The 22,847-nt window shown below is 61.7% G+C and carries 31 protein-coding genes and 1 tRNA gene; 15 read left to right on the forward strand and 17 right to left on the reverse strand.

Going from position 1 to position 22,847, the window contains the following annotated elements:
- The first annotated feature begins 15 nt into the window (after positions 1–15).
- The 3 genes from B015_RS0113185 to B015_RS0113195 are packed head-to-tail and all read left to right on the forward strand — an operon-like array spanning position 16 to position 1,363.
- A complete protein-coding gene (locus B015_RS0113185) occupies positions 16–330 on the forward strand; it encodes a metalloregulator ArsR/SmtB family transcription factor (RefSeq protein WP_018428174.1) in 315 nt (104 codons plus the stop codon).
- Positions 327–707: an SRPBCC domain-containing protein gene (locus tag B015_RS0113190; protein ID WP_018428175.1), complete on the forward strand. Its 381-nt coding sequence runs from the start codon at positions 327–329 to the stop codon at positions 705–707. Before B015_RS0113185 ends, B015_RS0113190 begins: the two co-directional genes overlap by 4 nt.
- Positions 708–742: 35 nt before the next feature.
- Entirely contained in the window at positions 743–1,363 is a 621-nt protein-coding gene (locus tag B015_RS0113195; protein ID WP_018428176.1) for an ATP-dependent Clp protease proteolytic subunit, read from the forward strand.
- Positions 1,364–1,366: 3 nt separating this feature from the next.
- Here the strand turns inward: B015_RS0113195 and B015_RS0113200 are convergent, their stop codons facing one another.
- Genes B015_RS0113200 through B015_RS0113215 form a run of 4 tightly spaced genes read right to left on the reverse strand, consistent with a single transcriptional unit; the run spans position 1,367 to position 5,526 of the window.
- The gene (locus B015_RS0113200; RefSeq protein WP_018428177.1) at positions 1,367–2,608 is read right to left on the reverse strand and encodes an MFS transporter; all 1,242 of its coding nucleotides are present in this window, start codon (positions 2,606–2,608) and stop codon (positions 1,367–1,369) included.
- A gap of 7 nt (positions 2,609–2,615) precedes the next feature.
- Entirely contained in the window at positions 2,616–3,035 is a 420-nt protein-coding gene (locus B015_RS0113205) for a GNAT family N-acetyltransferase (protein ID WP_018428178.1), read from the reverse strand.
- Positions 3,036–3,079: 44 nt separating this feature from the next.
- Positions 3,080–4,759: an NAD+ synthase gene (locus B015_RS0113210; RefSeq protein WP_018428179.1), complete on the reverse strand. Its 1,680-nt coding sequence runs from the start codon at positions 4,757–4,759 to the stop codon at positions 3,080–3,082.
- A gap of 53 nt (positions 4,760–4,812) precedes the next feature.
- A complete protein-coding gene (locus B015_RS0113215; RefSeq protein ID WP_018428180.1) occupies positions 4,813–5,526 on the reverse strand; it encodes a DNA-3-methyladenine glycosylase I in 714 nt (237 codons plus the stop codon).
- A gap of 120 nt (positions 5,527–5,646) precedes the next feature.
- Between B015_RS0113215 and B015_RS0113220 the strand changes: the two genes are divergently transcribed.
- The gene (locus B015_RS0113220) at positions 5,647–6,210 is read left to right on the forward strand and encodes a DUF1003 domain-containing protein (protein ID WP_018428181.1); all 564 of its coding nucleotides are present in this window, start codon (positions 5,647–5,649) and stop codon (positions 6,208–6,210) included.
- Positions 6,207–6,788, forward strand: a complete 582-nt coding sequence (locus B015_RS0113225; protein ID WP_018428182.1) for a DedA family protein — start codon at positions 6,207–6,209, stop codon at positions 6,786–6,788. Before B015_RS0113220 ends, B015_RS0113225 begins: the two co-directional genes overlap by 4 nt.
- Here the strand turns inward: B015_RS0113225 and B015_RS0113230 are convergent.
- From B015_RS0113230 to B015_RS0113245, 4 genes are all read right to left on the reverse strand, one after another.
- Positions 6,785–7,378 carry a hemerythrin domain-containing protein gene (locus B015_RS0113230; RefSeq protein WP_026227233.1) on the reverse strand — a complete coding sequence of 198 codons (594 nt, stop codon included), beginning with the start codon at positions 7,376–7,378 and terminating at the stop codon, positions 6,785–6,787. The genes B015_RS0113225 and B015_RS0113230 overlap by 4 nt on opposite strands.
- A 40-nt stretch (positions 7,379–7,418) precedes the next feature.
- Positions 7,419–7,778, reverse strand: a complete 360-nt coding sequence (locus B015_RS0113235) for a diacylglycerol kinase (RefSeq protein WP_018428184.1) — start codon at positions 7,776–7,778, stop codon at positions 7,419–7,421.
- A gap of 50 nt (positions 7,779–7,828) precedes the next feature.
- Entirely contained in the window at positions 7,829–8,626 is a 798-nt protein-coding gene (locus B015_RS0113240; RefSeq protein WP_018428185.1) for a class III extradiol ring-cleavage dioxygenase, read from the reverse strand.
- Between the two features lie 104 nt (positions 8,627–8,730).
- Entirely contained in the window at positions 8,731–9,150 is a 420-nt protein-coding gene (locus B015_RS0113245) for a GFA family protein (RefSeq protein ID WP_026227234.1), read from the reverse strand.
- 331 nt (positions 9,151–9,481) lie between these two features.
- Here B015_RS0113245 and B015_RS0113250 point away from each other — a divergent pair, with 331 nt between their 5' ends.
- The 3 genes from B015_RS0113250 (at position 9,482) to B015_RS0113260 (ending at position 11,747) form a co-directional block, all read left to right on the forward strand.
- Positions 9,482–10,552: a GGDEF domain-containing protein gene (locus B015_RS0113250; protein ID WP_018428187.1), complete on the forward strand. Its 1,071-nt coding sequence runs from the start codon at positions 9,482–9,484 to the stop codon at positions 10,550–10,552.
- 84 nt (positions 10,553–10,636) lie between these two features.
- A complete protein-coding gene (locus B015_RS0113255) occupies positions 10,637–11,017 on the forward strand; it encodes an MbcA/ParS/Xre antitoxin family protein (RefSeq protein WP_026227235.1) in 381 nt (126 codons plus the stop codon).
- Positions 10,977–11,747: an RES family NAD+ phosphorylase gene (locus B015_RS0113260; RefSeq protein WP_018428189.1), complete on the forward strand. Its 771-nt coding sequence runs from the start codon at positions 10,977–10,979 to the stop codon at positions 11,745–11,747. Before B015_RS0113255 ends, B015_RS0113260 begins: the two co-directional genes overlap by 41 nt.
- Positions 11,748–11,798: 51 nt before the next feature.
- On the opposite strand, the gene B015_RS0113265 is transcribed toward B015_RS0113260, so the two are convergent.
- The 4 genes from B015_RS0113265 to rpiA all read right to left on the reverse strand — a co-directional run bounded on the left by B015_RS0113265 (position 11,799) and on the right by rpiA (position 16,198).
- Complete coding sequence (locus B015_RS0113265; protein ID WP_026227236.1) at positions 11,799–13,172, reverse strand: 3-deoxy-7-phosphoheptulonate synthase class II; 1,374 nt, start codon at positions 13,170–13,172, stop codon at positions 11,799–11,801.
- Between the two features lie 157 nt (positions 13,173–13,329).
- Positions 13,330–14,724 carry a glutathione-disulfide reductase gene (gene gor, locus B015_RS0113270; RefSeq protein WP_018428191.1) on the reverse strand — a complete coding sequence of 465 codons (1,395 nt, stop codon included), beginning with the start codon at positions 14,722–14,724 and terminating at the stop codon, positions 13,330–13,332.
- A 193-nt stretch (positions 14,725–14,917) separates the two neighbouring features.
- The gene (locus B015_RS0113275) at positions 14,918–15,481 is read right to left on the reverse strand and encodes a DUF2059 domain-containing protein (protein ID WP_018428192.1); all 564 of its coding nucleotides are present in this window, start codon (positions 15,479–15,481) and stop codon (positions 14,918–14,920) included.
- Positions 15,482–15,499: 18 nt separating this feature from the next.
- The gene (gene rpiA / locus B015_RS0113280; protein ID WP_018428193.1) at positions 15,500–16,198 is read right to left on the reverse strand and encodes a ribose-5-phosphate isomerase RpiA; all 699 of its coding nucleotides are present in this window, start codon (positions 16,196–16,198) and stop codon (positions 15,500–15,502) included.
- A gap of 143 nt (positions 16,199–16,341) precedes the next feature.
- On the opposite strand from rpiA, the gene B015_RS0113285 reads away from it, so the two are divergent.
- The 3 genes from B015_RS0113285 to B015_RS0113295 all read left to right on the forward strand — a co-directional run bounded on the left by B015_RS0113285 (position 16,342) and on the right by B015_RS0113295 (position 17,669).
- The gene (locus B015_RS0113285; protein ID WP_018428194.1) at positions 16,342–17,025 is read left to right on the forward strand and encodes a phosphoglycolate phosphatase; all 684 of its coding nucleotides are present in this window, start codon (positions 16,342–16,344) and stop codon (positions 17,023–17,025) included.
- A gap of 67 nt (positions 17,026–17,092) precedes the next feature.
- Positions 17,093–17,167, forward strand: a tRNA-Val gene (locus B015_RS0113290).
- A gap of 115 nt (positions 17,168–17,282) precedes the next feature.
- On the forward strand, positions 17,283–17,669 hold the full coding sequence (locus tag B015_RS0113295; RefSeq protein WP_018428195.1) for a hypothetical protein: 387 nt from the start codon (positions 17,283–17,285) through the stop codon (positions 17,667–17,669).
- 7 nt (positions 17,670–17,676) lie between these two features.
- Here B015_RS0113295 and B015_RS0113300 read toward each other — a convergent pair whose 3' ends face one another.
- Positions 17,677–17,988, reverse strand: a complete 312-nt coding sequence (locus tag B015_RS0113300; RefSeq protein ID WP_157632723.1) for a hypothetical protein — start codon at positions 17,986–17,988, stop codon at positions 17,677–17,679.
- Positions 17,989–18,059: 71 nt separating this feature from the next.
- On the opposite strand from B015_RS0113300, the gene B015_RS30800 reads away from it, so the two are divergent.
- Positions 18,060–18,362: a hypothetical protein gene (locus B015_RS30800; RefSeq protein ID WP_157632724.1), complete on the forward strand. Its 303-nt coding sequence runs from the start codon at positions 18,060–18,062 to the stop codon at positions 18,360–18,362.
- 48 nt (positions 18,363–18,410) lie between these two features.
- Here B015_RS30800 and B015_RS0113310 read toward each other — a convergent pair whose 3' ends face one another.
- The gene (locus tag B015_RS0113310) at positions 18,411–19,109 is read right to left on the reverse strand and encodes an SOS response-associated peptidase (protein ID WP_018428198.1); all 699 of its coding nucleotides are present in this window, start codon (positions 19,107–19,109) and stop codon (positions 18,411–18,413) included.
- A gap of 113 nt (positions 19,110–19,222) precedes the next feature.
- On the opposite strand from B015_RS0113310, the gene B015_RS0113315 reads away from it, so the two are divergent.
- Together B015_RS0113315 and B015_RS0113320 are read left to right on the forward strand one after the other, a co-directional pair.
- Positions 19,223–19,414: a hypothetical protein gene (locus B015_RS0113315; protein WP_018428199.1), complete on the forward strand. Its 192-nt coding sequence runs from the start codon at positions 19,223–19,225 to the stop codon at positions 19,412–19,414.
- A gap of 176 nt (positions 19,415–19,590) precedes the next feature.
- Entirely contained in the window at positions 19,591–19,776 is a 186-nt protein-coding gene (locus B015_RS0113320) for a DUF3606 domain-containing protein (protein ID WP_157632725.1), read from the forward strand.
- Positions 19,777–20,474: 698 nt separating this feature from the next.
- Here the strand turns inward: B015_RS0113320 and B015_RS0113330 are convergent.
- From B015_RS0113330 to B015_RS30810, 3 genes are read right to left on the reverse strand one after another with little or no spacing between them, the layout of a single operon-like run.
- The gene (locus B015_RS0113330) at positions 20,475–20,801 is read right to left on the reverse strand and encodes a hypothetical protein (RefSeq protein ID WP_018428202.1); all 327 of its coding nucleotides are present in this window, start codon (positions 20,799–20,801) and stop codon (positions 20,475–20,477) included.
- Between the two features lie 3 nt (positions 20,802–20,804).
- The gene (locus tag B015_RS32180) at positions 20,805–21,197 is read right to left on the reverse strand and encodes a hypothetical protein (protein ID WP_018428203.1); all 393 of its coding nucleotides are present in this window, start codon (positions 21,195–21,197) and stop codon (positions 20,805–20,807) included.
- A 12-nt stretch (positions 21,198–21,209) separates the two neighbouring features.
- Positions 21,210–22,004, reverse strand: a complete 795-nt coding sequence (locus B015_RS30810) for a hypothetical protein (protein WP_018428204.1) — start codon at positions 22,002–22,004, stop codon at positions 21,210–21,212.
- A 79-nt stretch (positions 22,005–22,083) separates the two neighbouring features.
- Here B015_RS30810 and B015_RS0113345 point away from each other — a divergent pair, with 79 nt between their 5' ends.
- Positions 22,084–22,791, forward strand: coding sequence for a hypothetical protein (locus B015_RS0113345; protein ID WP_018428205.1), 708 nt, complete (start codon positions 22,084–22,086; stop codon positions 22,789–22,791).
- Positions 22,792–22,847 lie beyond the last annotated feature (56 nt).

Here is a 22,847-nt window from a genome sequence, read left to right on the forward strand (position 1 = left end):
GCTTATCTAAATCGCATGAACGAATCCGACGTCTTCCGTGCCCTCTCCGATCCGACGCGCCGTGCGGTGCTCGATCGCCTTCTCGCGGGCGAGAAAAACGCGACCGAACTGCGCGAAGGGCTCGAAATCTCGCAGCCTGCCGTGTCGCAGCACATAGCGGTGCTGCGCGGCGCCGGGCTGATCAATGAAGAACGGGCCGGCCGTCACACCAACTACAGCGTCAACCCGGATGGGCTGAAACCGCTGTTCGACTGGCTGACCCGCTACCGCGCGTTCTGGCCGGATCGCGTCGAACGGCTGAAGACCCTGCTCAAGGAGATGGACCAATGACGGACTTTCTCGAGGCTGAAGACCGGAGCGATGCGATCGTCGTCGAATGCGAGCTGGAGGCCGAGCCGGAAAAGGTCTGGCGCGCGCTGACGGTGCCGGAACTGGTGTCGGCCTGGCTCGACGTGCCCGTTGCGGACAAAGTGACTGCGGATACGACTGGCCCTGCCTACCGGATCATCGAGGCGCTGCCCTTCTCGCGGGTTCGCTACGCCTGGAACGACGCCAGTGCGAGCGAGCCCGAAACCTTCGTGACCTTCGACCTAGAGGCCCAGCCGGGCGGCGGCACATGGTTCCGGCTGACCCACAGCGCCGAGCCGATGAGAACCATTGCCGCGCCGGCGAATTCGAACAGCCCGCCGCTGATGCGCGCCGCTTAAGCTCAAGCAACTCAATCGCTGAAAGGAACTCGCGCATGCGCGACACGATGCAGCTCGTCCCTATGGTCGTGGAACAATCGCCGCGTGGCGAACGCTCCTTCGATATCTTTTCCCGGCTCCTGCGCGAGCGGATCGTCTTCCTCAACGGCGAGGTCGACGACAACTCGGCCTCGCTCATCTGCGCGCAACTGCTATTCCTAGAGTCGGAAAATCCGACCCGCGAAATCTCGTTCTACATCAATTCGCCCGGCGGCGTGGTGAGCAGCGGCTTTGCGATATACGACACGATGCAGTTCATCCGCTGCCCTGTGTCGACGCTGTGCATGGGCACAGCGGGGTCGATGGGCTCGTTCCTGCTGATGGCCGGTGCTCGCGGCCGGCGCATCGCCTTGCCCAATGCGAGCGTGATCCTGCACCAGCCCTCCGGCGGCTTCCGCGGCCAGGCCTCCGACATCGAGCGCCATGCCGAGGATATTCTCAAGCTCAAGCGGCGCATGACGAGGCTCTATGCCGAGCATTGCGGGCGCACCGAGGAGGAAGTGGCGCGCGTGCTCGACCGCGATTTCTTCTTCACCGCCGAAGAAGCCAGGGACTGGGGCATCGTCGACCACGTCTATGATCGCCGCGAAACCGTCGAAGGCTTTTCCGCGAAATAGCGGCTACACGCCAACCGCAACAGGGATTGCCTGCTCCTGGCTTCGCGCGCGGATCCGCCGCGAAGCCAGGAGCAGGACGAACGAGATGGCGAAGCAGTAGATCGCCATCGCCACGATCTGGGCCGGGTAGCTGACGCCGCCATCGATCAGGAACCCGGTCAAGCCGGGCCCGATTGCCGACGCGAACACGCCGGCGGAAACGATAAGGGCCCTGATCGAGCCCAGGTGCTTCAGGCCATAGACTTCGGGCCAGACGGCGCCGAACAGCGTCGTCGACAGACCGTTGGAAATGCCGAGCAGCGCCATGAAGCCGAACGCGCCCCATTGCGCATCGACGAGGCCCAGCAACAGACAGGCGAGCCCCAGAGGCAGCAACACGAAAGGCAGCAGCGCCACCCCGGAAAAGCGGTCGAGGAGCAGGCCGACAACCAGCGTGAAGACGGCATTGACCACCGCCGCCACCAGAAAGGACGAGGCGAACACCTCCAGCGACCAGCCGCGCAATTCCACCAGATAGACCTGGTGGAAGAACAGGGTCGTCACGATCAGCCCCGGCGCCATGACGCCGAGAAGCAGCAGATAGAACACAGGATCGCGGACCACCTCAACCCGCGTCCAGTCGCGCGCATCTATCCGTGGCACCTCTGGATCGGACGAGCGCGGTTTTCTGTCCTCAGCAACCAGCAACGCGATTGCCGGCACGGCGATCAACGCCAGCGCTGCGGTCGCCAGCAGCCAGCCGTTGCGCCAGCCAACCGAGGCGGCGATCAGCACGAAGCCCATCGGAATGACGGCGTCACCTGCATTGTGGCCGAGAATAACAGCTGAAAGCGCCCGCCCCCTTTGAGCGGAAAACCAGCGCGCCGTCGCCGTGTAGGCGGCATGCACCATCATGCCCTGGCCAAACAGGCGCAGCAGATAGATTGTCACAAACAGCAGGACGAGGTGCCGTGACAGCGCCATCGAGGCGCTCGCAAGCGCCAGCATCGGCACGACGAACAGCACCACTTTCCGCACACTGTAGCGGTCGACGATCTGGCCAAGCCGCGGCAGACTCAAGGCGCTGGCCAATGTGGCAAACATGTAGAGCGTGCCAAATTCGCCATGCGACAGGCCATAGTCGCGGCGGATATCGCCGGCCGACAGCGCGATGAACGACGTCATGCCGAAGGTCGAGAAGAAGGTGAGCAGAAAACCGCCTGTAAGCCAGCGGCTGTTGTCGCGAAGGAAGGAAAGATAGCCCACGCCGCGGCTATGCTTGCGCGGCCGGCTGCCGCGCGAAGCGCATGTACATGCCGTCAGCCGAGGTCACGAAGCCGAACTTTTCGTAGAGGCTGTGCGCGTCGCTGGTGCGCAAGCTCCAGCCGGTCACGCTTTGCAGCTCCGGATGGTCGAGCAACGCCTGTATGAGCGTCTTGCCGATGCCCAGCCCGCGATGTTCGGCCCAGACGATGACGTCGCAGACATAGGCAAAGCAGGCATAGTCGGTGACAACGCGCGCGAAACCCACCTGCTTTCCGTCGAGATAGGCGCCGACACAGAGCGAGTTATCAAGCGCGCGGCGATTGAGATCGTCATTGCGCGCGCGCCCCCAGTAGCTCTGCCTGATCTCGTCGGAGGTCCTGTCGAAGTCGATCCGTGAAAGGTCGAAGCTGATCTCGATCACAGCCATGGCCGTCCTCTAGTGAATGCCTGATCTCGTATCGTTTCAGCTGGTTAGCCGCGATCCCTGAATCTGTTCGTGATCGGATAGCGCCGATCGCGGCCAAAATTTTTCTTGGTGATCTTCACCCCAGGCGCCGCCTGCCGACGCTTGTATTCGGCAATGTAGAGCAGGTGCTCGATGCGGTGCACGGTGTCGCGGTCGTGGCCGCGTGCAAAGATTTCGTCGACGCCCATCTCGTTCTCGACCAGGCACTCAAGGATGTCGTCCAGCACCGGATAAGGCGGCAGCGAATCCTGGTCGGTCTGGTTTTCCCGCAGTTCCGCCGACGGCGCCTTGTCGATGATGTTTTTCGGAATGACCTCGCCCGAAGGCCCGAGCGCGCCTGGCGGCACATGCGTGTTGCGCCAGCGCGACAGCGCGTAGACCTGCATCTTGTAGAGGTCCTTGATCGGATTGAAGCCGCCATTCATGTCGCCGTAAAGCGTGGCGTAGCCGACTGACATCTCGCTCTTGTTGCCTGTCGTGACCACCATTGAACCGAACTTGTTGGACACCGCCATCAGGATCGTGCCGCGGGCGCGGCTCTGCAGGTTTTCTTCGGTGATACCTTCCTTGGTACCCTCGAACAGCTGGGTGAGCGCATGCGAAAAACCGTCGACGGGCTCGTGGATCGGCACGATGTCATAACGGCAGCCGAGAGCACGGGCACAATCCTCGGCGTCCTTGAGCGAGTCCTTCGACGTATAGCGATAGGGCATCATGATCGCCCTCAGACGCTCCTCGCCAAGCGCGTCGACGGCAAGCGCTGCGCAGATCGCCGAATCGATGCCGCCGGACAGGCCGAGCACGACGTTCTTGAAACCGTTCTTGTTGACGTAGTCACGCAGGCCCAGCATGCAGGCGCGATAGTCGGCCTCCTCGCGCTCGGGGATCTTCGACATCGGGCCTTCGACACAGGCCCAGCCCTCGCCATTTCGCTTCCACGTCGTGATCGCCACCGTTTCCTCGAACTGGCTCATCTGGAAGGCCAGCGAATGATCGGTGTTGATGGCAAAGGATGCGCCGTCGAAAACGAGCTCGTCCTGGCCACCAAGCTGGTTGGCATAGAGCAGCGGCAGGCCGCTCTCGATCACCTGGCGGATCGCCACCTGATGGCGCACGTCCATCTTAGCGCGGTAGTAGGGCGAGCCGTTGGGCACCAGCAGGATTTCGGCGCCGCTCTCGGCCAGTGTCTCGCAGACGCCGAGCTCGCCCCAGATGTCCTCGCAGATCGGGATGCCCAGGCGCACGCCACGGAAATTGACCGGACCGGGCATATCGGGACCGGCCTGGAAGACCCGCTTCTCGTCAAACTCGCCGTAGTTGGGCAGGTCGACCTTGAAGCGCTCGGCAATGATCTTGCCCCCGTCGGCGATGATGACCGAGTTGTGCAGCCCGCTCTTGCGCCTGAGCGGCACGCCAATGATGACACCAGGCCCGCCGTCGCCGGTTTCCTTGGCGAACTCCTCGGCCGCGCGCTCGCAGGCGGTAACGAAGGCAGGCTTCAGCACCAGATCCTCCGGCGGATAGCCGGCGATGAACAGTTCGGTGAACAGCACGAGGTCGGCACCCTGCCGCGCCGCATCCGCTCGCGCTTCGCGCGCCTTGGCGATGTTGCCGGCGACATCGCCGACCGTCGGGTTGAGCTGGGCAACTGCAATGCGCAGGATATCGGGAGTTTTTTTCGTCATGTCAGCGGTTTAGCCTGCGTTGTGAAGTCGAGCAATGCAGTTCGATTGGGCCATCATTCGTCCATATAAGCGCGCAATTCGTCGGCCGGACGATTGGTCCCGATCGACATCGACAGGATGCGCGAAATATGGGCCCGCGGCAGCTTGGTATCTTGCGCCCACGCGTTGATCTGCGCCTGCACCTTGGCGAGATCCTTCTTCGACGATGCGGCATCGCCGATATCGAGCCCGGCATCGCGCAATGCCAAGATCATGTCCTGTGACAGAATGAAAGTATCCCAGCCAAGCCAGCGGAGAAGATACTGGCCGGTATTGCCGCCGAGCCGGCTGCCATGCTTGCCGAGATAGGCCGTCAGCCCGATCTGGTCGTCGGCCGGCCAGTCAGCCAGGAACCTGCCGAAGCCGTCATGTTCCTTCGACACGCGCTCGACGAAGGCAGCGTTTTCGTGAACCGACCTGATCTTCTGGGGATTGCGCACGATGCGCTTGTCGGAGGCAAGCTCGTGCCAGAAGTCGTCGGGCTGGAACAAAAGGCGCTTCGGCTCGAACCCCAGGAAGGCTTCCTCGAAGCCGGGCCATTTCTGCTCGATGACACGCCAGACGAAGCCGGCAGCGAAAACGCGCTCCGCCATAGTGGAAAGGATCCGGTCGTCGGAGATCTTGGCGAGCGCCACATTGTCGGGCACCGGCCCGAGCAGCGACTTGAGTACCGCCTCACCGCCTTTGCGCTCGGCGGCCCGAGCCCTGATCCTGGCAAAGTCCGGCATGACGTTTCCTTCATCCACATTGGGCAACAGCGCTTGCCAACCGCATTGTGGCGCCGCGTGCCATTATCTTCGTATAAGGATACGCGGCTGCCAAGCTGGCGCCTTCACTCGGAGACGACGATGAACAAGACCGTGGCGGAGCTGGCAGGGCGCTGGCTGAGGCGGACGCCGGAGCATTTGAGCGAGCTTGAGCACAAGGTTCTGCAGAGCGCAATCGAGCGCAAGCCGGTTTCTCGCGACGTCAACGAAAGCATTTCCCATTGCGAAAGCAGGGGTGACCGGCTGGCCGACGGCCTTGCGCGCGTTGGCGGCTCTTGGAGTTTCATCCTCGCCTTCCTTGCCTTCCTGGTGCTCTGGACGCTGCTCAATGCCTGGCTCTTGGGCCGCGACGCCTTCGACCCCTACCCGTTCATCTTCCTCAACCTGGTGCTGTCGATGCTGGCTGCCATCCAGGCCCCGATCATCATGATGTCGCAAAACCGCCAGGCCCAACGCGATCGCGTCGACGCTGCCCACGATTATGCGGTCAATCTCAAGGCCGAGATCGAGATCATGGCGCTGCACGAGAAGCTCGACGAGATTCGCTTCCAGGAAATCATCCTGCTGCGCGAGCAGGTGAGCGACCTCACCGCCCAGATCAAGCGCATCGCCGACGCCTCCGCAGTCCAGTCGCCTGCTCGATGATCGGAACGCTCCACCATCTCGTCGCCCATTACGGCCTGCTGGCTGTCTTCATAGGCTGCATGGCCGAGGGCGAAAGCTTCGCCATCCTGGGTGGCTTCTTCGCCCACCAGGGGTTCTTCGAGCCATGGAATGCATTCGCGGTGGCAGCCGTCGGTGCCTTCCTCGGCGACACGCTCTTTTTCGTGCTTGGCCGCCGCTTCTCCAACCACAAATGGGTCAGGCTCTTACGCCGCAGGCCCGGCTTCAGCCATGCCTTCCGGACGTTACAGGCGCATCCCTACCTGTTCGTGCTCGGCAACCGCTATGTCTACGGCATGCGGCTCGCCGGTGGCATCGCCGCCGGCTTGTCACGTATCCCGGTGCCGCTGTTCCTACTGTTGAATGGCCTGTCGGCGTTGGCCTGGGCCGGCATCTTCGTCAGCCTGGGTTATGTCTTCGGCCTCGGCGCCGAGCACATCCTCGGCGACACGCTGAAGGCCCATCATCGCCTGTTCCTGGGGCTTGGCATCGGTGTCGCGGTTGCACTTGCAACATGGTTCCTGGCCCACCACATCGCCCGCAAGCAGCCCAAGGACTAGTCCGACCCAAGGAGCTCGCGGTCGCCGCGATCGAGGATCAGCGGAATGATCAGGTCTTCCTCGTCATCGAGGTGCCGGGTCAGCATCGCCACCAGCCGTGCATTCTCGTCGGCGTAGGCGTCCGCAGCGAAACGCTGTTTGTCCTGGCTTTCCTGGAGCGCGCGGATGAACCCGTTGGCGGAATGTGCGTTGCGCTCCAGTGCCTCGTGGATGAGGTGGTGGTCGGCGTCGAGAATATCGAAGCCGCGCTTCAGCCTGCTCTCCGCCTTGGCGAAAACAGGGAAGTAGTGATGGTCCTCGACATTGTGGTGACCGTCGAGGTTGCCGAGGAAATGGTTGAGGCGTGGTGCGAACCAGCGGGCAAACTGCGCGGCGTCCATCCGGCCCTCGCGATAGTCGCCGATGCCAGCAGTCAGCATGCCTCCCAATTCGCGAAACATGTCGTGTCGCTGCAGCCACATCGACGCCATGCCATGGACGTTGTCATGGTCTAGCCAGTTCTCGCGCGGATACTTGGCGACGAGCCAGCGCAGGTCCTCGGGCAACCCCGCCCTGGATTCGAGATGATGGATATCGGCTTGGTCAGCCATGTCGGTCTCCTTTGGTAACCGACATGTAGGTACGCGTCCTTCAGATCGGAAGGCCGAACAGACGCTCGGCGATGGCGAAGCCCCAGATGCCCAGAACGATGAAGATCGAGATCAGCACGGCGAGCGAACCGCAATCCTTGGCAAGCTGGATGTCGATGTTGAACTCGCGGCTGACGGCATCGCACGCGGCCTCGATGCCGGTGTTGAGCACTTCCACCGTGATCAGGAACAGGATGGCGCCGATCAGCAACGCGTAGCCGCTCCAGGTGCCGGCAACGAACCAGCCGATGGGAAGTGCCACGATCAGCAGCATCACTTCCTGCTGGAACGCCGCCTCGGTGCGAATGAGCCGCGAGAACGCACGCACCGAGTTCTGGAAAGCCTTTACCAGCCGCTCCATGAAATGCCCTTTCAAGTCTGTCGAAAGGGCATCATGTAGCGGCTTGGCGGTCACTCGAACAGATAGGAATCGTTGGCAAAGAAGCCGTGATCGACCGAATCGTGGACACGGCGACCTTTTGCCCCGCTGCCGGCAGCGCCATAGGCAAAGAAGATCGGCATCAAATGCTCGTCCGTCGGGTGGTTTTCCGACGGATACGGGGCACGCTCCTTCCACTGCAGCAGCGCATCGGTGTCACCGGAGCCAAGCTTGTCGGCGAACCATTCGGTGAACGCGGTGACCTTGCCGGCCAGCGCCGGATCTGGCTCGGCGCCATGCCTGAGCGTGGTGAAATAGGCGCGCAGATTATGGGTGATATGCCCGGACCCGATCAAAAGGATGCCCTCCTCGCGCAACGGTGCCAGCGCCTTGCCGATGGCATGGTGCCAAGCCGCATCGCGGCGCGGATCGATCGACACCTGCACGACCGGAATGTCCGCATCGGGGAAGGCCAGCATGAGCGGCGTCCACGTGCCATGGTCGTAGCCGCGCTTCTCGAAAGTATGCGGCTCAAGGCCGGCAGCCTCGAGCATGCCATACACCTTCTCGGCCAGGGCCGGCTCCCCGGCGGCCGGATAGACCATCCTGTAGAGTTCAGGCGCGAAACCGCCAAAGTCGTAGATCATGCCCGGTTTGGGATCGGTTACGACAGCAACGCCGTCGGTCTCGAAATGCGCGGAAACGATGACGATGGCCTTCGGCTTCGAAATCAGGCCGGAAACACCTTCGAGATAATGGCGCGCCGACGTGTCGGCCAGCACGATGTCGGGGCCGCCATGCGAGATGAAAAGGGTAGGCAACGAGGTCATATTCTTTCTCCTTGCCAGAGATATACGTCCTTGCCACTGTTTCCGGCAGAGCGTCGAAACACGACGAAGCGTTCAACAAATGAGAACGGTCGTCGTCTCGCCGATCAATCCTCCAGAACCTTGAGCGATGGCGAAGAGCGATCGTATTTCGGCAGATCGTCGTCGAGTTCGTAATAGGAGCCCTTGTCGGCTACGAAGATGTGATAGCCGCCCGACAGCGACGACGGCTCATCAAACGAGCCGGCCATGATCGAGACGTAGTTGTCGTCGTTGGGCTTCCAGAACATCACCGACCCACAGCGGCTGCAGAACCCGCGGCGGGCAAAGTCGGATGCCGCATACCAGGTGACATTCTCGCTGCCCTCGATGTCGATCATGTCGTCGCCGACATTGGTCGCGGCGTAATAATGACCGCTCTGCTTGCGGCACATGGTGCAATGGCAATAAATGACGTCGCGAAGCGCGCCCTCTGCTGTGTAGCGCACTGCTCCACACAAACATGACCCCTTGTGTAGATTCTCCATTGCCGTCCTCTTCTGCTGGCTGTAGGTCGCAGGTTAGCTTCCCTAAAGGTAATATGCACAGGGATTCGCGACATCGGATGTTGCGGCCAGCACAGAGATCGCTTCTGGCACATTGGAATATACACCCTGTGGTAGAAAAACAGGCGAAGTGACCATGCAAATTAAGGAAACTTTAGCCCGCCCGAATTAAGGCTCATACAAGCGACGAAAGCAGAGGGGACCTGCGTCGTTGCCAGCACTCTCTTTCATGCCGTTCACGCCCCCGACCGGCCACTCGCCCGTGCATCGCAGGCGTTTTGGCTGTTGGCCGGCCAACTGAAATGGGAACTAAATGCAACCTGCCGCAGCCCCGACCGATCGAGGCAACGACCTTGCGAGCACCGTCGTGGCGACGATGAGCCAGATGGGTGTCGTCGGCCTGCCGCGCAACTACGAAATCTTCTACGAAGCCCTAACCGGTTCCAATACGGCGTTGAGCCTCGAGGTGATCGCACTCGGCAACCGCCCGACCCAGGAGCAGCTCGACCAGATCGGCCAGAAATTCTTCGCCCAGAGCCATGGCCAGGGCATCGTCGAGCACGCGCGTGAAGTGCTGGCGCGCGAGCTCGAAGGCGTGGCCGGCCTGCTGCGCAACGAGCGCAGCCACATCGAACGCTACGGCAAGGTTCTGGACGAGACGTCGAGCGGACTCAACAGCCGCACCGCCATGTCGCAGGACCTGCTGCAGAAGATCGTCAGCGTGATGTCGGTGGCGACAGCATCCACGATCGACCACGGCAAACAGTTCGCGACGCAGCTGGGCGACAAGTCGGCAGAGCTCGAGACCGTCAAGTCGAAGCTCGAGGAATACAAGCGCCTGGCCGACACGGACCCCCTCACCCATGTGTGGAACCGCCGCGCCTTCGACAAGCGCATCGCAAGTATCTACAACAACAACAAGGGCATCCTGTTCAGCGCCCTGATCCTGGCCGACATCGACCGTTTCAAGGACATCAACGACCGCCACGGCCACCCTGTCGGCGACAAGATCCTGCGCATCATCGCCGACATCTTCCAGTCCAGCGTCCACCAGGACATGTTCGTGGCGCGCACCGGCGGCGAGGAGTTCGCCCTGATCATCGAAGGCACGACCGAAGACGCCACCTACGAGATCGCCGACCGTATCCGCCTGCTTGTCGCCCAGACCCAGCTGAAGGACATCGAGCCGGGCCTCAACTGCGGCCAGGTCACGGTTTCGATGGGCATCTGCATGGCGTCAGAGGCCGAAAGCCCCGACGACCTCTATGCCAAGGCCGATCGGGCGCTTTATCGCTCGAAGCTGGTCGGCCGCAATCGCGTCACCCGCTATTCGACGATCGCCGAGCGCCAGGGCAAGAGCTGGATGCTGTACAAGAAGGACTGACGGGGCATTTTGCCCCCTGCTTCGACCTGACCCTTTCCATGGGCATTTTTCTGACCTATATTTTCCAGAGAAATGGAGCATCCCATGCGTAGCCAGACAAGTCCGGGACCTTCCGCTGCTCCCGGCGCAGTCATCACCAAGGCAACCTTGCGCGCCGCCGACATGCTCGGCGTCACCGCCAAGGCATTGTCTGCGATCATCGGCGTCTCCGAGGCGACGATTTCCCGTATGCGCCGGCAGGAATTTGCGCTCGAAACCGGCAGCAAGCCGTTCGAACTCGCGGTCCTGTTCGTGCGGCTGTTCCGCTCGCTCGACGCCATCGTCGGCGGCGAAGAGCCTGTCGCCCGCGCCTGGCTGAAAAACGACAACGCAGCACTAGGCGCTGCCCCCCTTGAAAAGATCGCCACCATCACCGGGCTCGTCGATGTCATCGCCTACCTGGACGCCCGCCGCGCTCTCGTCTGAGGCCCGCGCCCTCGAAGGCCGGTGCTGGCGACTGGTGGAGGCGCAGCACCGCGTCTCGACTTTGAAGCTCGTCGACGATCTCGACGAACAGGCAGTGCTCGAGGAACTGATCGAGGCGACCAAGCCCGTTGTTCCCATCGAGTGCCGCAAGCTGCATTACCTGCTGGCGACGCCGTTCCGCTACGGCTCCAACTATCCCACCGGCTCGCGCTTCCGTCGCGCCGGAAAATCGCTTGGTATCTACTACGCCGCCGAGAAGGTGCAGACGGCGGTCGCCGAAATGGCTTTCTATCGCCTGCTGTTCTTCTCGGAATCGCCCGACACGCCATGGCCGAGCGACGCGGCCGAATACACGGCCTTCGCAGCATCGTTCAAAGTTGCGCGCGCGGTCGACCTGACATTGCCGCCATTGTCGGAAGACGCCGAAACCTGGACGCACCCGACGGACTACACTGCCTGCCAGCAACTGACTGACGACGCACGCGAAGCAGCCATGCAGGCGATACGCTATCGCTCGGTGCGCGATCCCCAGGGTGGCGCCAACCTGGCGCTTTTGACCTGCACGATCTTCGCCAAGGCAGCACCTGTCGAGCGCCAGACCTGGCGCATCCGGCTAGGGCCGACAGGCGTGCAGGCAATCTGCGAATTCCCCGAAAAGCGCATCGGCTTCGACCGCCAGAGCTTTGCCGGCGATCCTCGCCTCAAGGATATGCGCTGGACCCGCAAATGAAAAAGGCGCCAGTCGAAACCGGCGCCTTCGATTGAATATCCGACCTGCGGATCAGGCGTTGACGGCCTTCTTCTGCTCGGTCACAGCCCCCTTGCGCAGCAGTTCCGAAACCAGGAAGGCCAGTTCGATCGCCTGATCGGCGTTGAGGCGCGGGTCGCAATGCGTGTGATAGCGGTCCTGCAGCTCCTCGGCGGTGATGGCGCGCGCGCCACCCGTGCATTCGGTGACATTGTTGCCGGTCATCTCGACATGGATGCCGCCCGGGTGCGTACCTTCCGAACGATGGATGTCGAAGAAGCTCTGCACTTCGCTCAGGATGCGGTCGAACGGGCGCGTCTTGTAGCCGGCAGCCGTGATCGTGTTGCCGTGCATCGGATCGCACGACCAGACGACCTTGCGGCCCTCCTTCTCGACGGCGCGGATCAGCTTCGGCAGATGCTCACCGACCTTGTCGTGGCCGAAGCGCGCGATCAGGGTCAGACGGCCTGCCTCGTTCTCCGGGTTGAGCAGGTCGATCAGCTTCAACAAGCTGTCGGGCGTCAGCGAGGGACCACACTTGAGACCAAGCGGGTTCTTCACGCCACGGCAGTACTCGACATGCGCGTGATCGACCTGGCGCGTACGGTCGCCGATCCAGATCATGTGGCCCGAGGTCGCGTACCAGTCGCCCGAGGTCGAGTCGACGCGGGTCAGCGCCTGCTCGTAGCCGAGCAGCAGCGCCTCGTGGCTGGTGTAGAAGTCGGTCTCGCGCAGCGCGTAGTTCGTCTCCGAGGTGATGCCGACGGCCTTCATGAAGTCCATCGTCTCGGTGATGCGGTTGGCCAGTGCCTCATAGCGCTCGCCCTGCGGGCTGTTGGAAACGAAGCCGAGCATCCACTTGTGCACGTTCTCGAGGCTGGCATAGCCACCCTGGGCGAAGGCGCGCAAAAGGTTCAGCGTCGCAGCCGACTGGCGGTACGCCATTTCCTGGCGTGCCGGATCGGGCACGCGAGACTTCTCGTCGAAGGCCGGGCCATTGATGATGTCGCCGCGATAGCTCGGCAGCGTGACGTCGCCCTTGGTCTCGTTGTCGGCCGAACGCGGCTTGGCGAACTGGCCGGCAATGCGGCCGACCTTCACCACCGGCTGCGCGCCGGCGAAAGTCAGCACGACCGACATCTGCAGGAAGACGCGGAAGAAGTCGCGGATATTGTCGGCGCCGTGCTCGGCGAAGCTTTCGGCGCAGTCGCCGCCCTGGAGCAGGAAGGCCTCGCCATTGGCGACGGCTGCCAGTTGCTTCTTCAGCTTTCTCGCTTCACCTGCAAAAACCAAGGGGGGAAACGTGGCGAGACGGGCTTCCGTTTCTGCGAGAGCCGCAGCGTCCGGATAAGCCGGAACCTGCTGAATCGGCATGCTTCTCCAGGAATTCGGTGACCATTTCGTCATGTTAGCACCCAAAAGTTTTGTCAGCGGGCACCTCACCCGCGCTGTGACCCGCCATTACGGGAACGCGGCTGTTTACACGATGACGAGCCTCTATTCCACCCCGGAATCCCCTAGGGACCAAGGTTTCACTGCGGAAGGTCCGGAAGCCGCCGCAACGTCAGTTTTCGACGCGCGAGCCATCCCTTACCAGATAGGTCGGCTTATACATCGTCACCAGCTCTTCGGCCGCGGTCGGATGCACCGCCATGGTCTGATCGAAGGCGTCCTTGGTAAGACGCGCCTTGAGCGCGATGCCGAGCAGCTGCGCCATCTCGCCGGCATCCGGCCCAAGCACATGGGCGCCGACGACGATGCGCGTATCGGCGTCGACCACCAGCTTCATCAGCATTTTTTCCTGGCGTCCCGACAGCGTGTGGCGCATCGGCCGGAAGCTGGCGCGATAGACCTCGAGGTTCTTGTAGCGCTTGGCCGCATCGTCCTCAGAAAGCCCGACGGTGCCGATCTCCGGCTGCGAGAACACAGCCGTTGGAATGGTGTCATGGTCGGGCGTGGTCGGGTTGCCCTTGAAGGCGGTCTCGATGAAGCACATGGCCTCGTGGATCGCCACCGGCGTCAGCTGCACGCGATTGGTGACGTCGCCCACCGCCCAGATGTTGTCGGCGCTGGTCCGAGAATAGCTGTCGACGACCACAGCGCCCGACTTGTCGAGCTCGACGCCCGCGTCCGAAAGCCCGAGGCCTTCGGTGTTCGGCGTGCGCCCGATGGCGAGAAGCACCTGGTCGACGGTCAGCTGCTGGCCGGTGTTCAGCCTGACATCAAGGCGGCCGTCGCCGCGCTTGGCGACTTCCTGCGAGACCGAGTGCAGCAGGATCTTGATGCCCTTCTGCTCCATCGTCTCATGCAGGGTACGCCTCAGGTCCATGTCGAAGCGGCTGAGGATCTCCTTCCCGCGATAGACCAGCGTGGTGTCGACGCCTAGGCCGTGGAAAATGTTGGCAAACTCGACGGCGATATAGCCGCCACCCTCGATCATGATCGCCTTGGGCAGTTCCGGCAGATCGAAGACCTCGTTGGAGTAGATGCAGTGCTCGTGGCCAGGAAGCGCCGGATGCGTGCTCGGCCGGCCGCCGGTCGCGATCAGGATCTGGTCTGCCGTGACAGTACGTCCATCCGCTTCGAGGCGGATCGTGTGCCTGTCGACAAGCGTGGCGCGCGAATGGATGGTCTCGCCGCCGGAATTCTCGACATTGCGCTTGTAGATGCCTTCAAGCCGCGAAATCTCGCGCTCCTTGTTGGCGACAAGCGTCTTCCAGTCGAACGTGCTTTCACCGACCGTCCAGCCATAGCCGGCGGCATCCTCGAAATGCTCGGGGAACTGCGAGGCATAGACATAGAGCTTCTTGGGCACGCAACCGCGGATGACGCAGGTGCCGCCGAAGCGGAACTCCTCGGCCAGCGCCACGCGCTTGCCCATGGCTGCCGCCACACGCGCCGCACGAACCCCGCCCGAGCCACCGCCGATGACAAAGAGGTCGTAGTCGTACTGGGCCATGGTGTTCCTTCCTGCAGGCAATCGGTGCGCGCCTCAGGCCATAGGGAGCATTGCCCGGACGCATGTGAATTCAAGGATGCTGCAACGCCGATACTTGGCGTGCCGCGGTGCGCCACAGGTAGTGGTGCAAGCACAAAAAGAAAAGCCCGGCATAAGCCGGGCCCGTCTCATCGTGACTGTTGGTCGCGGCCGATTACTTCTTCGGCGCCTCAGGGGTCACGGGCGCAGCACCCTCGGTGACGGCCGGAGCCTTGGCGCCGGCGACCGCCGTCAGCTTCTCGCCGACCTGCTGGGCAAGGTCGCGGGCAATGCCGTTCTGCCAGATGTCTGCAGCTTTCACCAGTTCGCGCGAGGCGATCGGGCCGTTCTCGATCAGCTTCTTGCCGGCTTCCGAATTGTAGAAGGCCGCGATCTCGGTCAGTTCCTTCTCGTTGAAGGACTTGGCGTAGGCAATCGCCGCTTCCTTCTCGAGATCGGCGCGACGGGCGGCCATGGCAAGCGTCTTCTCATCGACCGTCTGGGTGATGATTTCCTGCATGTCGGGGTTCTGCTGGATCAGCTGCTGCTTCAGCGCAAATGCCGCCTGCGGCAGGATGCCGTCGAACGAATCGGTTGCGTGAATCGCAGCGATGGCCGCATGGGCCGCCTTGAGATGGGCTTCACCGATCTCCTGGGCCTGGGCCGAGAACGCAATGGCTGCAAAAGCCGAAGCCGCCACCATGACGGAGAAGCCGCGAAGCCGGTTTGTCGAAATCATGATGAATAGAACTCCTGTTTAGAGAGCCGGATGAACGGTTCTGACACCGTCGGAGCCGGCAATGACGGCAACGGTGGCCAAGCCGAGAAAGAGACCATGCTCGACGACGCCAGGAATGGCGTGAAGGGCATCCGAAAGCGCTCTTGTATCGGGAATGCGGCCAAAAGATGCATCGATAATGAAATGTCCACCGTCGGTTACGAAGGTCTCGCCGCCGGTCTTGCGCAGCACCAGCGAACCGGAAAGGCCGAGCTTTTCCGCTGCCTTTGCGATGGCGATTTCGGTGGCTCTGAGACCAAACGGATTGACCTCGATCGGCAGTGGGAAGCGGCCGAGCGTCTCGACCAGCTTGGACTGGTCGGCGATCACGATCATGCGCGCCGAGGCCGCCGCGACGATCTTCTCGCGCAGCAACGCACCGCCGCCGCCCTTGACCAGCGTAAGTGCTGGATCGATCTCGTCGGCACCGTCGATGGTAAGGTCGAGCTCGGGTGTCTCTTCCAGCGTCGACAGCGGAACCGCCAGCTCGCGGCAAAGCGTGGCGGTCCGTTCAGACGTCGGCACGCCGATGACCTGCATGCCGGCCGCAACCTTTTCGGCCAGCAGGCGGACGAATTCCTCGGCGGTGGAACCTGTACCGATGCCCAGGCGCATACCGCTCTCGACATAACCGAGTGCGGCCCGTGCCGCCTCGATCTTCAAAGCCTTGGCATCCATGACTTGTTCGCAAATTCCCAGATTACAGGCTTGGCTCCTAGCATTTTTGCCGATTGGGTCAAAGGCTTTATGGACCGCGGGTTGCGCCGCCTGGGCGCGAAGGCTATCGCCTTTGGCGAAATATGAACCCGTGAAAGCAAGCCATGTCCAGACCGATCATCGTATTCGACCTCGACGGAACCCTTGTCGACACTGCTCCCGACCTGCTCGACAGCCTGAACCACACGCTGGTGGCCGGCGGCCTCGCCCAGGTGGACGACAATGCCTTCCGCCGGTTCGTCGGCATGGGCGGCAAGATCATGATCGAACGGGCTTATGCCGCGCAGCGCAAGGCGCTTGCGGGCGAAGAGCACGAGCGCATGCACGACATTTTCCTCGATCACTACACGCTCAACATCCCCGGCCGTTCGCAGCCCTATCCGGGTGTGGTGGCTGCCATGGAGCGCTTCGCCGATGCCGGTTACTTGCTTGCCGTCTGCACCAACAAATACGAGACGCTTGCCCGCAACCTGATCGGCGGGCTCGGCCTTGCCGACCGCTTCGCCGCCATCACCGGCCCAGAAACATTCGGCATCCGCAAACCCGACCCGAGGCACCTGACCAAGACCATCGCCATGGCCGGCGGCGATGCCTCGCGTGCTGTCATGGTCGGCGATTCGGTCACCGACATCGACACGGCCAAGGCCGCCGGCATCCCCGTTGTCGCCGTCGACTTCGGTTACACGGATCGCCACGTCAGTGAATTCGAGCCCTCGGCAATCATCTCGCACTATGACGAACTGACGCTTGGCCTGGCTGAAAAGCTGATAGCTGCGGGAAGTCGCTAAAGCCGCCTTGACACAGCTCCCGCCCCTCCCCTATATCGCCGTCACGTTCGGCCTAAGGGCCTCGGACGGGCGATTAGCTCAGCGGGAGAGCACACCCTTCACACGGGTGGGGTCATAGGTTCAATCCCTATATCGCCCACCATTTACTTTCAAAGACTTAGCCAATTTTCGTTGCGACACCGTAATGGTTCACTTGAACCAGTGTGGCAGGCATTTCTTGCTTTGTTCTTTTTCCGTTCCCACGATATCGTCGGCCTATGATCACCCTGCTTGCGGCCACCATCCTCTCCTGTTCCACCCTAACTGCCGTCGACGGCGACACGATTCGTTGCAACGGCCAGAACATGCGCCTGATAGGCGATGCCGTCCCGTTCAAGACGGGGATCGACACACCCGAGACGGGTGGACGGGCCAAATGTGAGCGGGAAAGGATTCTGGCCAAGGCGGCAAAGAAGCGCCTGGCCGAGTTGCTGGAAGACCCCGGCTTGCGGATCGAGGACACCGGTTACCGCGACAAGACTAGCCAGCGCCGGCCGTTGGTGCGCATCCGTCTATCTGACGGGCGATTGGCAGAGAACATCCTGCTTGCCGAGGGACACGCCATTATCTGGCGCCCGAAGGTGAAGCGGCCCTGGTGCGGGTGATCACGCCTCAACGGTCGTGAAATAACTTCGCCGGGTTCGGGTGACGCTCAAGCACCTCGAGATAGGCGGATTCCAGAGCCATCATCGCCGCCGCTCTGCTTTCGCAGCGATCCGCACCACGGGCACCTCCCCAGGCCGGAAACCACCGCCAATACCTCTCGCCGCGAATGCTATCTGAATAGATGCGGCCTACCCGACGCCTCCCGTCGAAGGCGCTGTAATCCTCGCGATCGAGATCATCGTCCCAGGTGTGTCGCCACTGTACGTCCGGCAGGTTGCTCATCGGAACGAAATAGGAACAAATGCCTTGCAGTGTCAATTCACATCACCGCGCTTGATTGACGCCGACCGCAGCGCACGGCAGGCTCATGGCGATCAGAGGAGACCGTGGTGTCGACATTGTTTGTAGTGAGGCTATCGGCGGTCCCAGAAGGCCATGCACGCTACCTTGATGGCATGCGGTATCCGATACTGCTTTACATCAGAGCGGATGACGAAGATCAGATCTGGGTGCCGGCTGCCGAACAGCTGACAGAATGCCAATGGCACGAGGTTCAGTTTGAGCGATACGGTGAATTGCAAACACCAGTTGCTGAGATCGAAGACGAAGTTCTCCGAGGCGCGGCTGAAGAGGCTTCCGAAGAGGGATTTGCCTTCGTCGTGTATGATCAAGCGATAACCAGCCAGCAGTAACACCCGCCAGAGTGGTCGCGATCGAAGAAATCTTAGCGTCTGCGCGCCCTACTCCTCTAAAGGGTCGAGAATATCGGGCGTGTCGTTCCTGGGCGAGCCGACCTTGCGCCCGATTTTCCACATCGTCATCAATTCTGACGGGAACGGCTTCATCAGGTCGCGGGGGTCCGTTTCTGGACCGATCCACCTTTGATAGTCTGCCGGCGCAATGATGACCGGCATCCGGTCATGGATCGTCGCCATCAGTTCGTTCGGCGGACAGGTGACCAGGGAGAACGTGCGCAGCATTTCTCCGCTCTCGGGATTGCGCCAAACGTCATAGATGCCGGCCAGCGCGAACGGCGAACCATCCTTCATGGCAATGGCATAGGGCTGCTTGTCCTTGCCGGTGCCATGGATGTCGCGCCATTCGAAATAGCCGTCGATAGGCACTAGGCAGCGCTTGGAGGCATAGGCGCGCTTGAACATGCCGTTGGTGGCGATGCTCTCCGAGCGGGCATTGATCGGCGGCGGGCGGCCCGAGCTCGCTTCCTTCTGCCAAGACGGAATCAGGCCCCATTTGGCCGAGACGAACATCGCGCTGCCCTTCTGGGCTTCATCCTGCACGATGATCGGATAGATCAGCGTCGGCGCGCCGTTGTACCGCGGGAAGGCATTACCCAGCCCATCCACGCCGGCAGGATCGGCGAAGCTGAAGCCACGCACCAATTCAGCAAGGGTCGACTTGACGAAGACACGGCCGCACATGGCGGGAAGACTGCCCCGAAAGCTACGCCCAGGCAATGGGACCGGGCAACTCGCCCGGAAAAGGTGGGATCGTTTGTGATGGCTTCCGCGTTTAGTGGCGGGAGGAAGTCGCTATGATCGACGACCCAAACGCTAACGAACAACTCGAACTCTTCCGGCAGATCGCCAAGGAAGCAATCTACGACGCATACACCCTGGCGGAAGAATACGGACTGTCCGACGGCCAAGCCCGTGCCCTCATCAAAATCCACGGCCCGGGGCGGCTCAAACTCGACAAGATTATCGCAGCGCAGCCATTTCTTTGATTCCTCGCCCCCTCTGCCATGTAACGTTCATAAACGAAAAAAGCCCCGCCAGGCGGACCTAGCGGGGGAGCGGCGCATGGCAACATGCCGAGATGCAAATAATGTGATCGCCGTCTATTGGATCGGATTGGCCAGTTTCGCGTTTCGGTCAGATGCTGAAACGGGAGGCAGCGAGTATGCACATCCAACCGATGCAGAAGCGTGAGGAACGCAAAATCGCCGAGACAAACCGGCAATATGAAATCGGCGAGCTTTCCCATAAATATGACCTAAGCCGTGGAGAAGCCGCCGCGCTGATCAAACGCTATGGGTCGTCGCGCAGCAAGCTGGACGCTATCTTGGCAGAGCGCTACCACGCTTGAAAGCATGCTTCGCCATGGCGCTAATCCATGGGCCGCTACGGCGGCGGACCGCCCGTCAGCTGACACCCCATCGCTGCGGCTGACGAGGCTGCGGCCAGGACTGCACAACCGAGCCACCACAGCGCCTTGCCGAGCAGCCAAGCGCCAGCAGGCCATGCACGGGGGAACGAAAGAGATTTCCCGCCGCTTCGCACGCCCGGGCGGCACGGTCTACGATTGGCAGAAACGCCGGGACACTCAGCAAGCCCTCATTGTGGGGAACGATAGTCAAGCCCAGCGCCTCTGCGGCAGTGTCTCAGCTAAAGATTTTTCATTGATTGGACACGCTGCTGTTGAAGGCATATGGTGCCGGCTCGCCAGAAAAGCCCTCCCCGAAAGGAGCGCGCTATGCCGAGCAGACACTACGAGTTCGTGCACCTTCAGAACATCAAAAACTTCGAGAAGAAGCTCGAAACGGAAACAGATCCCGTAAATCGCGAGTTGCTCTTACGACTGCTCGCAGAAGAGAAGGATGGGAGTCTCTCTCCACCCACTCCGAAGCCTTAGGGCGCTGGCTTTATGGCGGGACTAACGGGCTTATTCCACTCCATATCCATCTTGCGGCTGGGGGATGTGCCTCCCCCGGAGTTGTCCCGCCGGCCGCAAACGAAGAACGCCCCACCACCTTTCGGCAGCGGGGCGAGGATCTGAAATGCCGATCAAAATGTAGTTGGCGGCGGACTGCCTTTCAACCTTCGAATGATGACGTCGAAGGCAATATCCGAGATCCACATCGCACACACACCGATCAGGAAGGCTGTGGCGTGCGTGGCTGCCGGGTCATCGGGCAACGGCCAGTTGAGCGACCGCAGATAGTAGACCGACGGCATGGTCAGATAGGCCGCCGCCAGCGCCCCGCAGACGGGCGAGGCGAACAGCTCGCGTAGTTTGTAGTGTCGATGCGACAGCGCGCGCAGGACGCCGCCGAACAAGCCTGCAATCAAGACCGAAGCCTTGATGCCGAGAAGGTCAAGAAAATCCTGCATGCCTTACGCCCCCACCGGCTTCTTGGCGATGAAGCGCCCGTAGAGTGCCCAACCGGCGCCGACCAGGATCGTGAGCGGCGCGACGTAGAGCGTCGGGGCATCAGGCACGCCGTTGGTCCACAGGTCGACGAGCAGCGCGCTTGCGCCGAGGATCGAGGCCAAGGAGCCCTGCGCCACACGCGACTGATAGGCCGGCTCGCTGTTGGTGGCGTGCTGTTCGCGCACCTCCAGCTCGTGGCGGACGGTTTCAGTGACGATGTCGCGGACGGCCGGCACGTCGGTCGGCTCCAGCGAGATTTTCGGATTGCTCGCGACCTTGTCGAGCACCCGACCGATCACCGTGTCGAGCACCTTTCCAGCGATCAGCGGGCCAAGGAAGTTCTGTGGCTGAGACATGTTCGTTTCCTTCTACGAGAAGAGCCAGGCGAGGACGCGGGACAGCCAGCCGCGCGCAGGCTCAGGCGCGGGCACTGGATCGGGACGAATGACAACCATCGGTTCGGAGACGGTCGGCCGGGGCTGGGGCGCTACGCCGAGATAGCCGCCCGCACGAAGAGCAGCTTCGAAGGCGCGGGCGTAACCGGCGACCCTGTCGCCATTGGCCTCGACATCGGGGTTGATGATCGCCCTGGCGCTGCGATAGTCGGCCTTGTCGCCACTGATGAACTCGGCAAGCCTCTTGCCGGTGAACAGACCATCCTTCATGCCAGTAATGAGGATGCGGGCAGAGATGTCGGGGCGAAGCGCAAGGTCGGGATTGCCGAGCAGATCGAGCCCGAGCAGCCGGCCAAAGCGCTCGTAGTTTTCCCGCCCGGTCGTCTGCGGGTAGCCGCGGCCCCGGTAGGTCCAGCCGTCGTTAGAGGTGGTGTTGCCCATTCGCCCGCCATAGACCTTGTTGGCGAGTTCCTGCGGGTTGCGGACATAGGGCAGCGCATCACCGATCTGAGGGAACCGCTTCGGCCAGACCGCGCGAATGCGCTCGGCCGACGAATAGGTCAGGTTCTCAACCTTCGGTGCCATGCCCGGCCCAACCTCATGATAAGGCGTGGCCAGCACATAAGCCGCATGCCGGAGCGGAAGGCCGGCCGCCTGGATCTCGTCAAGGATCGCCTCGAGATTGGCGACCTGGCTCCCGGTAAGCGACGTTCCGAACACGCCAGACGAGCGCGCGCGCAAGGCCGCGTAGAACTTGCTACGGTCCATGGGATTTCCTCAGATTATGGGTGGATGAGATACTTGCGCCGCATTGCGGCAAGCGCCCCCGGCCGCTAGAAATCGCCACATGTTCATTATTGCCAGCAGCGGCCGGTGCGGAACCGAAGCTATTTGCGAGGGGCTTAGCCGCTACTCAGATCACGTCGTGAGGCACGAGCCGACGCCAACTCTGCTGGAAGAAGCGTGGCTGAAAGACCGCGGACAAAACTACAAGACCGACGCATTTCATGAGCGAATGAAGGGCTTTGCCACGTCTGGTCGCTATGGTGAATCGTTCCGCGCGCCGAATCTCTTGCATGACATTCGAGAGGTTGCTGCGCAGACAAGATTTCTGATCGTAGTTCGCAAGCCGCTGGAATATGTACTTTCAGCGCACTCGAAGCGAGTTCTCAGCAAAGGCAACTATTGGGATCAATACCGTCTGCTTCCACCTGGAAACGAGGAATTCGCGCTAGCCATGCGCATCGCCCTCCACTGGCGCACCGTCAACGAATACCTGGTCAAATTTGCTGAAGAGACGTCCTGCCCGGTCGTCCTTCACCAGGATTGGGCCAACCTGTTGGTGTCATTGCCTCAATTTCTAGGCGTAACTATTACCGACCCGATTTCGCTGAAGGCATATTGGTCAACACGGCCGAACGCCTCAATTTCGAACGCTGTGCCAGACGGGTTCGCCGCCGAAACAATATCGAACATCACGAACGACGTCTGGCGGCGAGCGGTGCACTGCTCACAACGCGAAGCTTCGAGAAAATTAGTCGATCTGCCCCGCTGAGAACCCAGCACCTTCAATCCCGCTGCATCATCGGCTCGGATCTGACAAAGCTGCCA

It is taken from the genome of Hoeflea sp. 108, from assembly GCF_000372965.1.
Taxonomy (GTDB): Bacteria; Pseudomonadota; Alphaproteobacteria; order Rhizobiales; family Rhizobiaceae; genus Aminobacter.

What these genes read in the sequence shown, in the direction of transcription:
- B015_RS0113185 (WP_018428174.1), top strand. Translation starts at nt 16, where the DNA reads ATGAACGAATCCGACGTCTTCCGTGCCCTCTCCGATCCGACGCGCCGT.
- B015_RS0113190 (WP_018428175.1), top strand. Translation starts at nt 327, where the DNA reads ATGACGGACTTTCTCGAGGCTGAAGACCGGAGCGATGCGATCGTCGTC.
- B015_RS0113195 (WP_018428176.1), top strand. Translation starts at nt 743, where the DNA reads ATGCGCGACACGATGCAGCTCGTCCCTATGGTCGTGGAACAATCGCCG.
- B015_RS0113205 (WP_018428178.1), bottom strand. Translation starts at nt 3,035, where the DNA reads ATGGCTGTGATCGAGATCAGCTTCGACCTTTCACGGATCGACTTCGAC.
- B015_RS0113210 (WP_018428179.1), bottom strand. Translation starts at nt 4,759, where the DNA reads ATGACGAAAAAAACTCCCGATATCCTGCGCATTGCAGTTGCCCAGCTC.
- B015_RS0113215 (WP_018428180.1), bottom strand. Translation starts at nt 5,526, where the DNA reads ATGCCGGACTTTGCCAGGATCAGGGCTCGGGCCGCCGAGCGCAAAGGC.
- B015_RS0113220 (WP_018428181.1), top strand. Translation starts at nt 5,647, where the DNA reads ATGAACAAGACCGTGGCGGAGCTGGCAGGGCGCTGGCTGAGGCGGACG.
- B015_RS0113225 (WP_018428182.1), top strand. Translation starts at nt 6,207, where the DNA reads ATGATCGGAACGCTCCACCATCTCGTCGCCCATTACGGCCTGCTGGCT.
- B015_RS0113230 (WP_026227233.1), bottom strand. Translation starts at nt 7,378, where the DNA reads ATGGCTGACCAAGCCGATATCCATCATCTCGAATCCAGGGCGGGGTTG.
- B015_RS0113235 (WP_018428184.1), bottom strand. Translation starts at nt 7,778, where the DNA reads ATGGAGCGGCTGGTAAAGGCTTTCCAGAACTCGGTGCGTGCGTTCTCG.
- B015_RS0113240 (WP_018428185.1), bottom strand. Translation starts at nt 8,626, where the DNA reads ATGACCTCGTTGCCTACCCTTTTCATCTCGCATGGCGGCCCCGACATC.
- B015_RS0113245 (WP_026227234.1), bottom strand. Translation starts at nt 9,150, where the DNA reads ATGGAGAATCTACACAAGGGGTCATGTTTGTGTGGAGCAGTGCGCTAC.
- B015_RS0113250 (WP_018428187.1), top strand. Translation starts at nt 9,482, where the DNA reads ATGCAACCTGCCGCAGCCCCGACCGATCGAGGCAACGACCTTGCGAGC.
- B015_RS0113255 (WP_026227235.1), top strand. Translation starts at nt 10,637, where the DNA reads ATGCGTAGCCAGACAAGTCCGGGACCTTCCGCTGCTCCCGGCGCAGTC.
- B015_RS0113260 (WP_018428189.1), top strand. Translation starts at nt 10,977, where the DNA reads ATGTCATCGCCTACCTGGACGCCCGCCGCGCTCTCGTCTGAGGCCCGC.
- B015_RS0113265 (WP_026227236.1), bottom strand. Translation starts at nt 13,172, where the DNA reads ATGACGAAATGGTCACCGAATTCCTGGAGAAGCATGCCGATTCAGCAG.
- gor (WP_018428191.1), bottom strand. Translation starts at nt 14,724, where the DNA reads ATGGCCCAGTACGACTACGACCTCTTTGTCATCGGCGGTGGCTCGGGC.
- B015_RS0113275 (WP_018428192.1), bottom strand. Translation starts at nt 15,481, where the DNA reads ATGATTTCGACAAACCGGCTTCGCGGCTTCTCCGTCATGGTGGCGGCT.
- rpiA (WP_018428193.1), bottom strand. Translation starts at nt 16,198, where the DNA reads ATGGATGCCAAGGCTTTGAAGATCGAGGCGGCACGGGCCGCACTCGGT.
- B015_RS0113285 (WP_018428194.1), top strand. Translation starts at nt 16,342, where the DNA reads ATGTCCAGACCGATCATCGTATTCGACCTCGACGGAACCCTTGTCGAC.
- B015_RS0113295 (WP_018428195.1), top strand. Translation starts at nt 17,283, where the DNA reads ATGATCACCCTGCTTGCGGCCACCATCCTCTCCTGTTCCACCCTAACT.
- B015_RS0113310 (WP_018428198.1), bottom strand. Translation starts at nt 19,109, where the DNA reads ATGTGCGGCCGTGTCTTCGTCAAGTCGACCCTTGCTGAATTGGTGCGT.
- B015_RS0113315 (WP_018428199.1), top strand. Translation starts at nt 19,223, where the DNA reads ATGATCGACGACCCAAACGCTAACGAACAACTCGAACTCTTCCGGCAG.
- B015_RS0113320 (WP_157632725.1), top strand. Translation starts at nt 19,591, where the DNA reads ATGCACATCCAACCGATGCAGAAGCGTGAGGAACGCAAAATCGCCGAG.
- B015_RS0113330 (WP_018428202.1), bottom strand. Translation starts at nt 20,801, where the DNA reads ATGCAGGATTTTCTTGACCTTCTCGGCATCAAGGCTTCGGTCTTGATT.
- B015_RS32180 (WP_018428203.1), bottom strand. Translation starts at nt 21,197, where the DNA reads ATGTCTCAGCCACAGAACTTCCTTGGCCCGCTGATCGCTGGAAAGGTG.
- B015_RS30810 (WP_018428204.1), bottom strand. Translation starts at nt 22,004, where the DNA reads ATGGACCGTAGCAAGTTCTACGCGGCCTTGCGCGCGCGCTCGTCTGGC.
- B015_RS0113345 (WP_018428205.1), top strand. Translation starts at nt 22,084, where the DNA reads ATGTTCATTATTGCCAGCAGCGGCCGGTGCGGAACCGAAGCTATTTGC.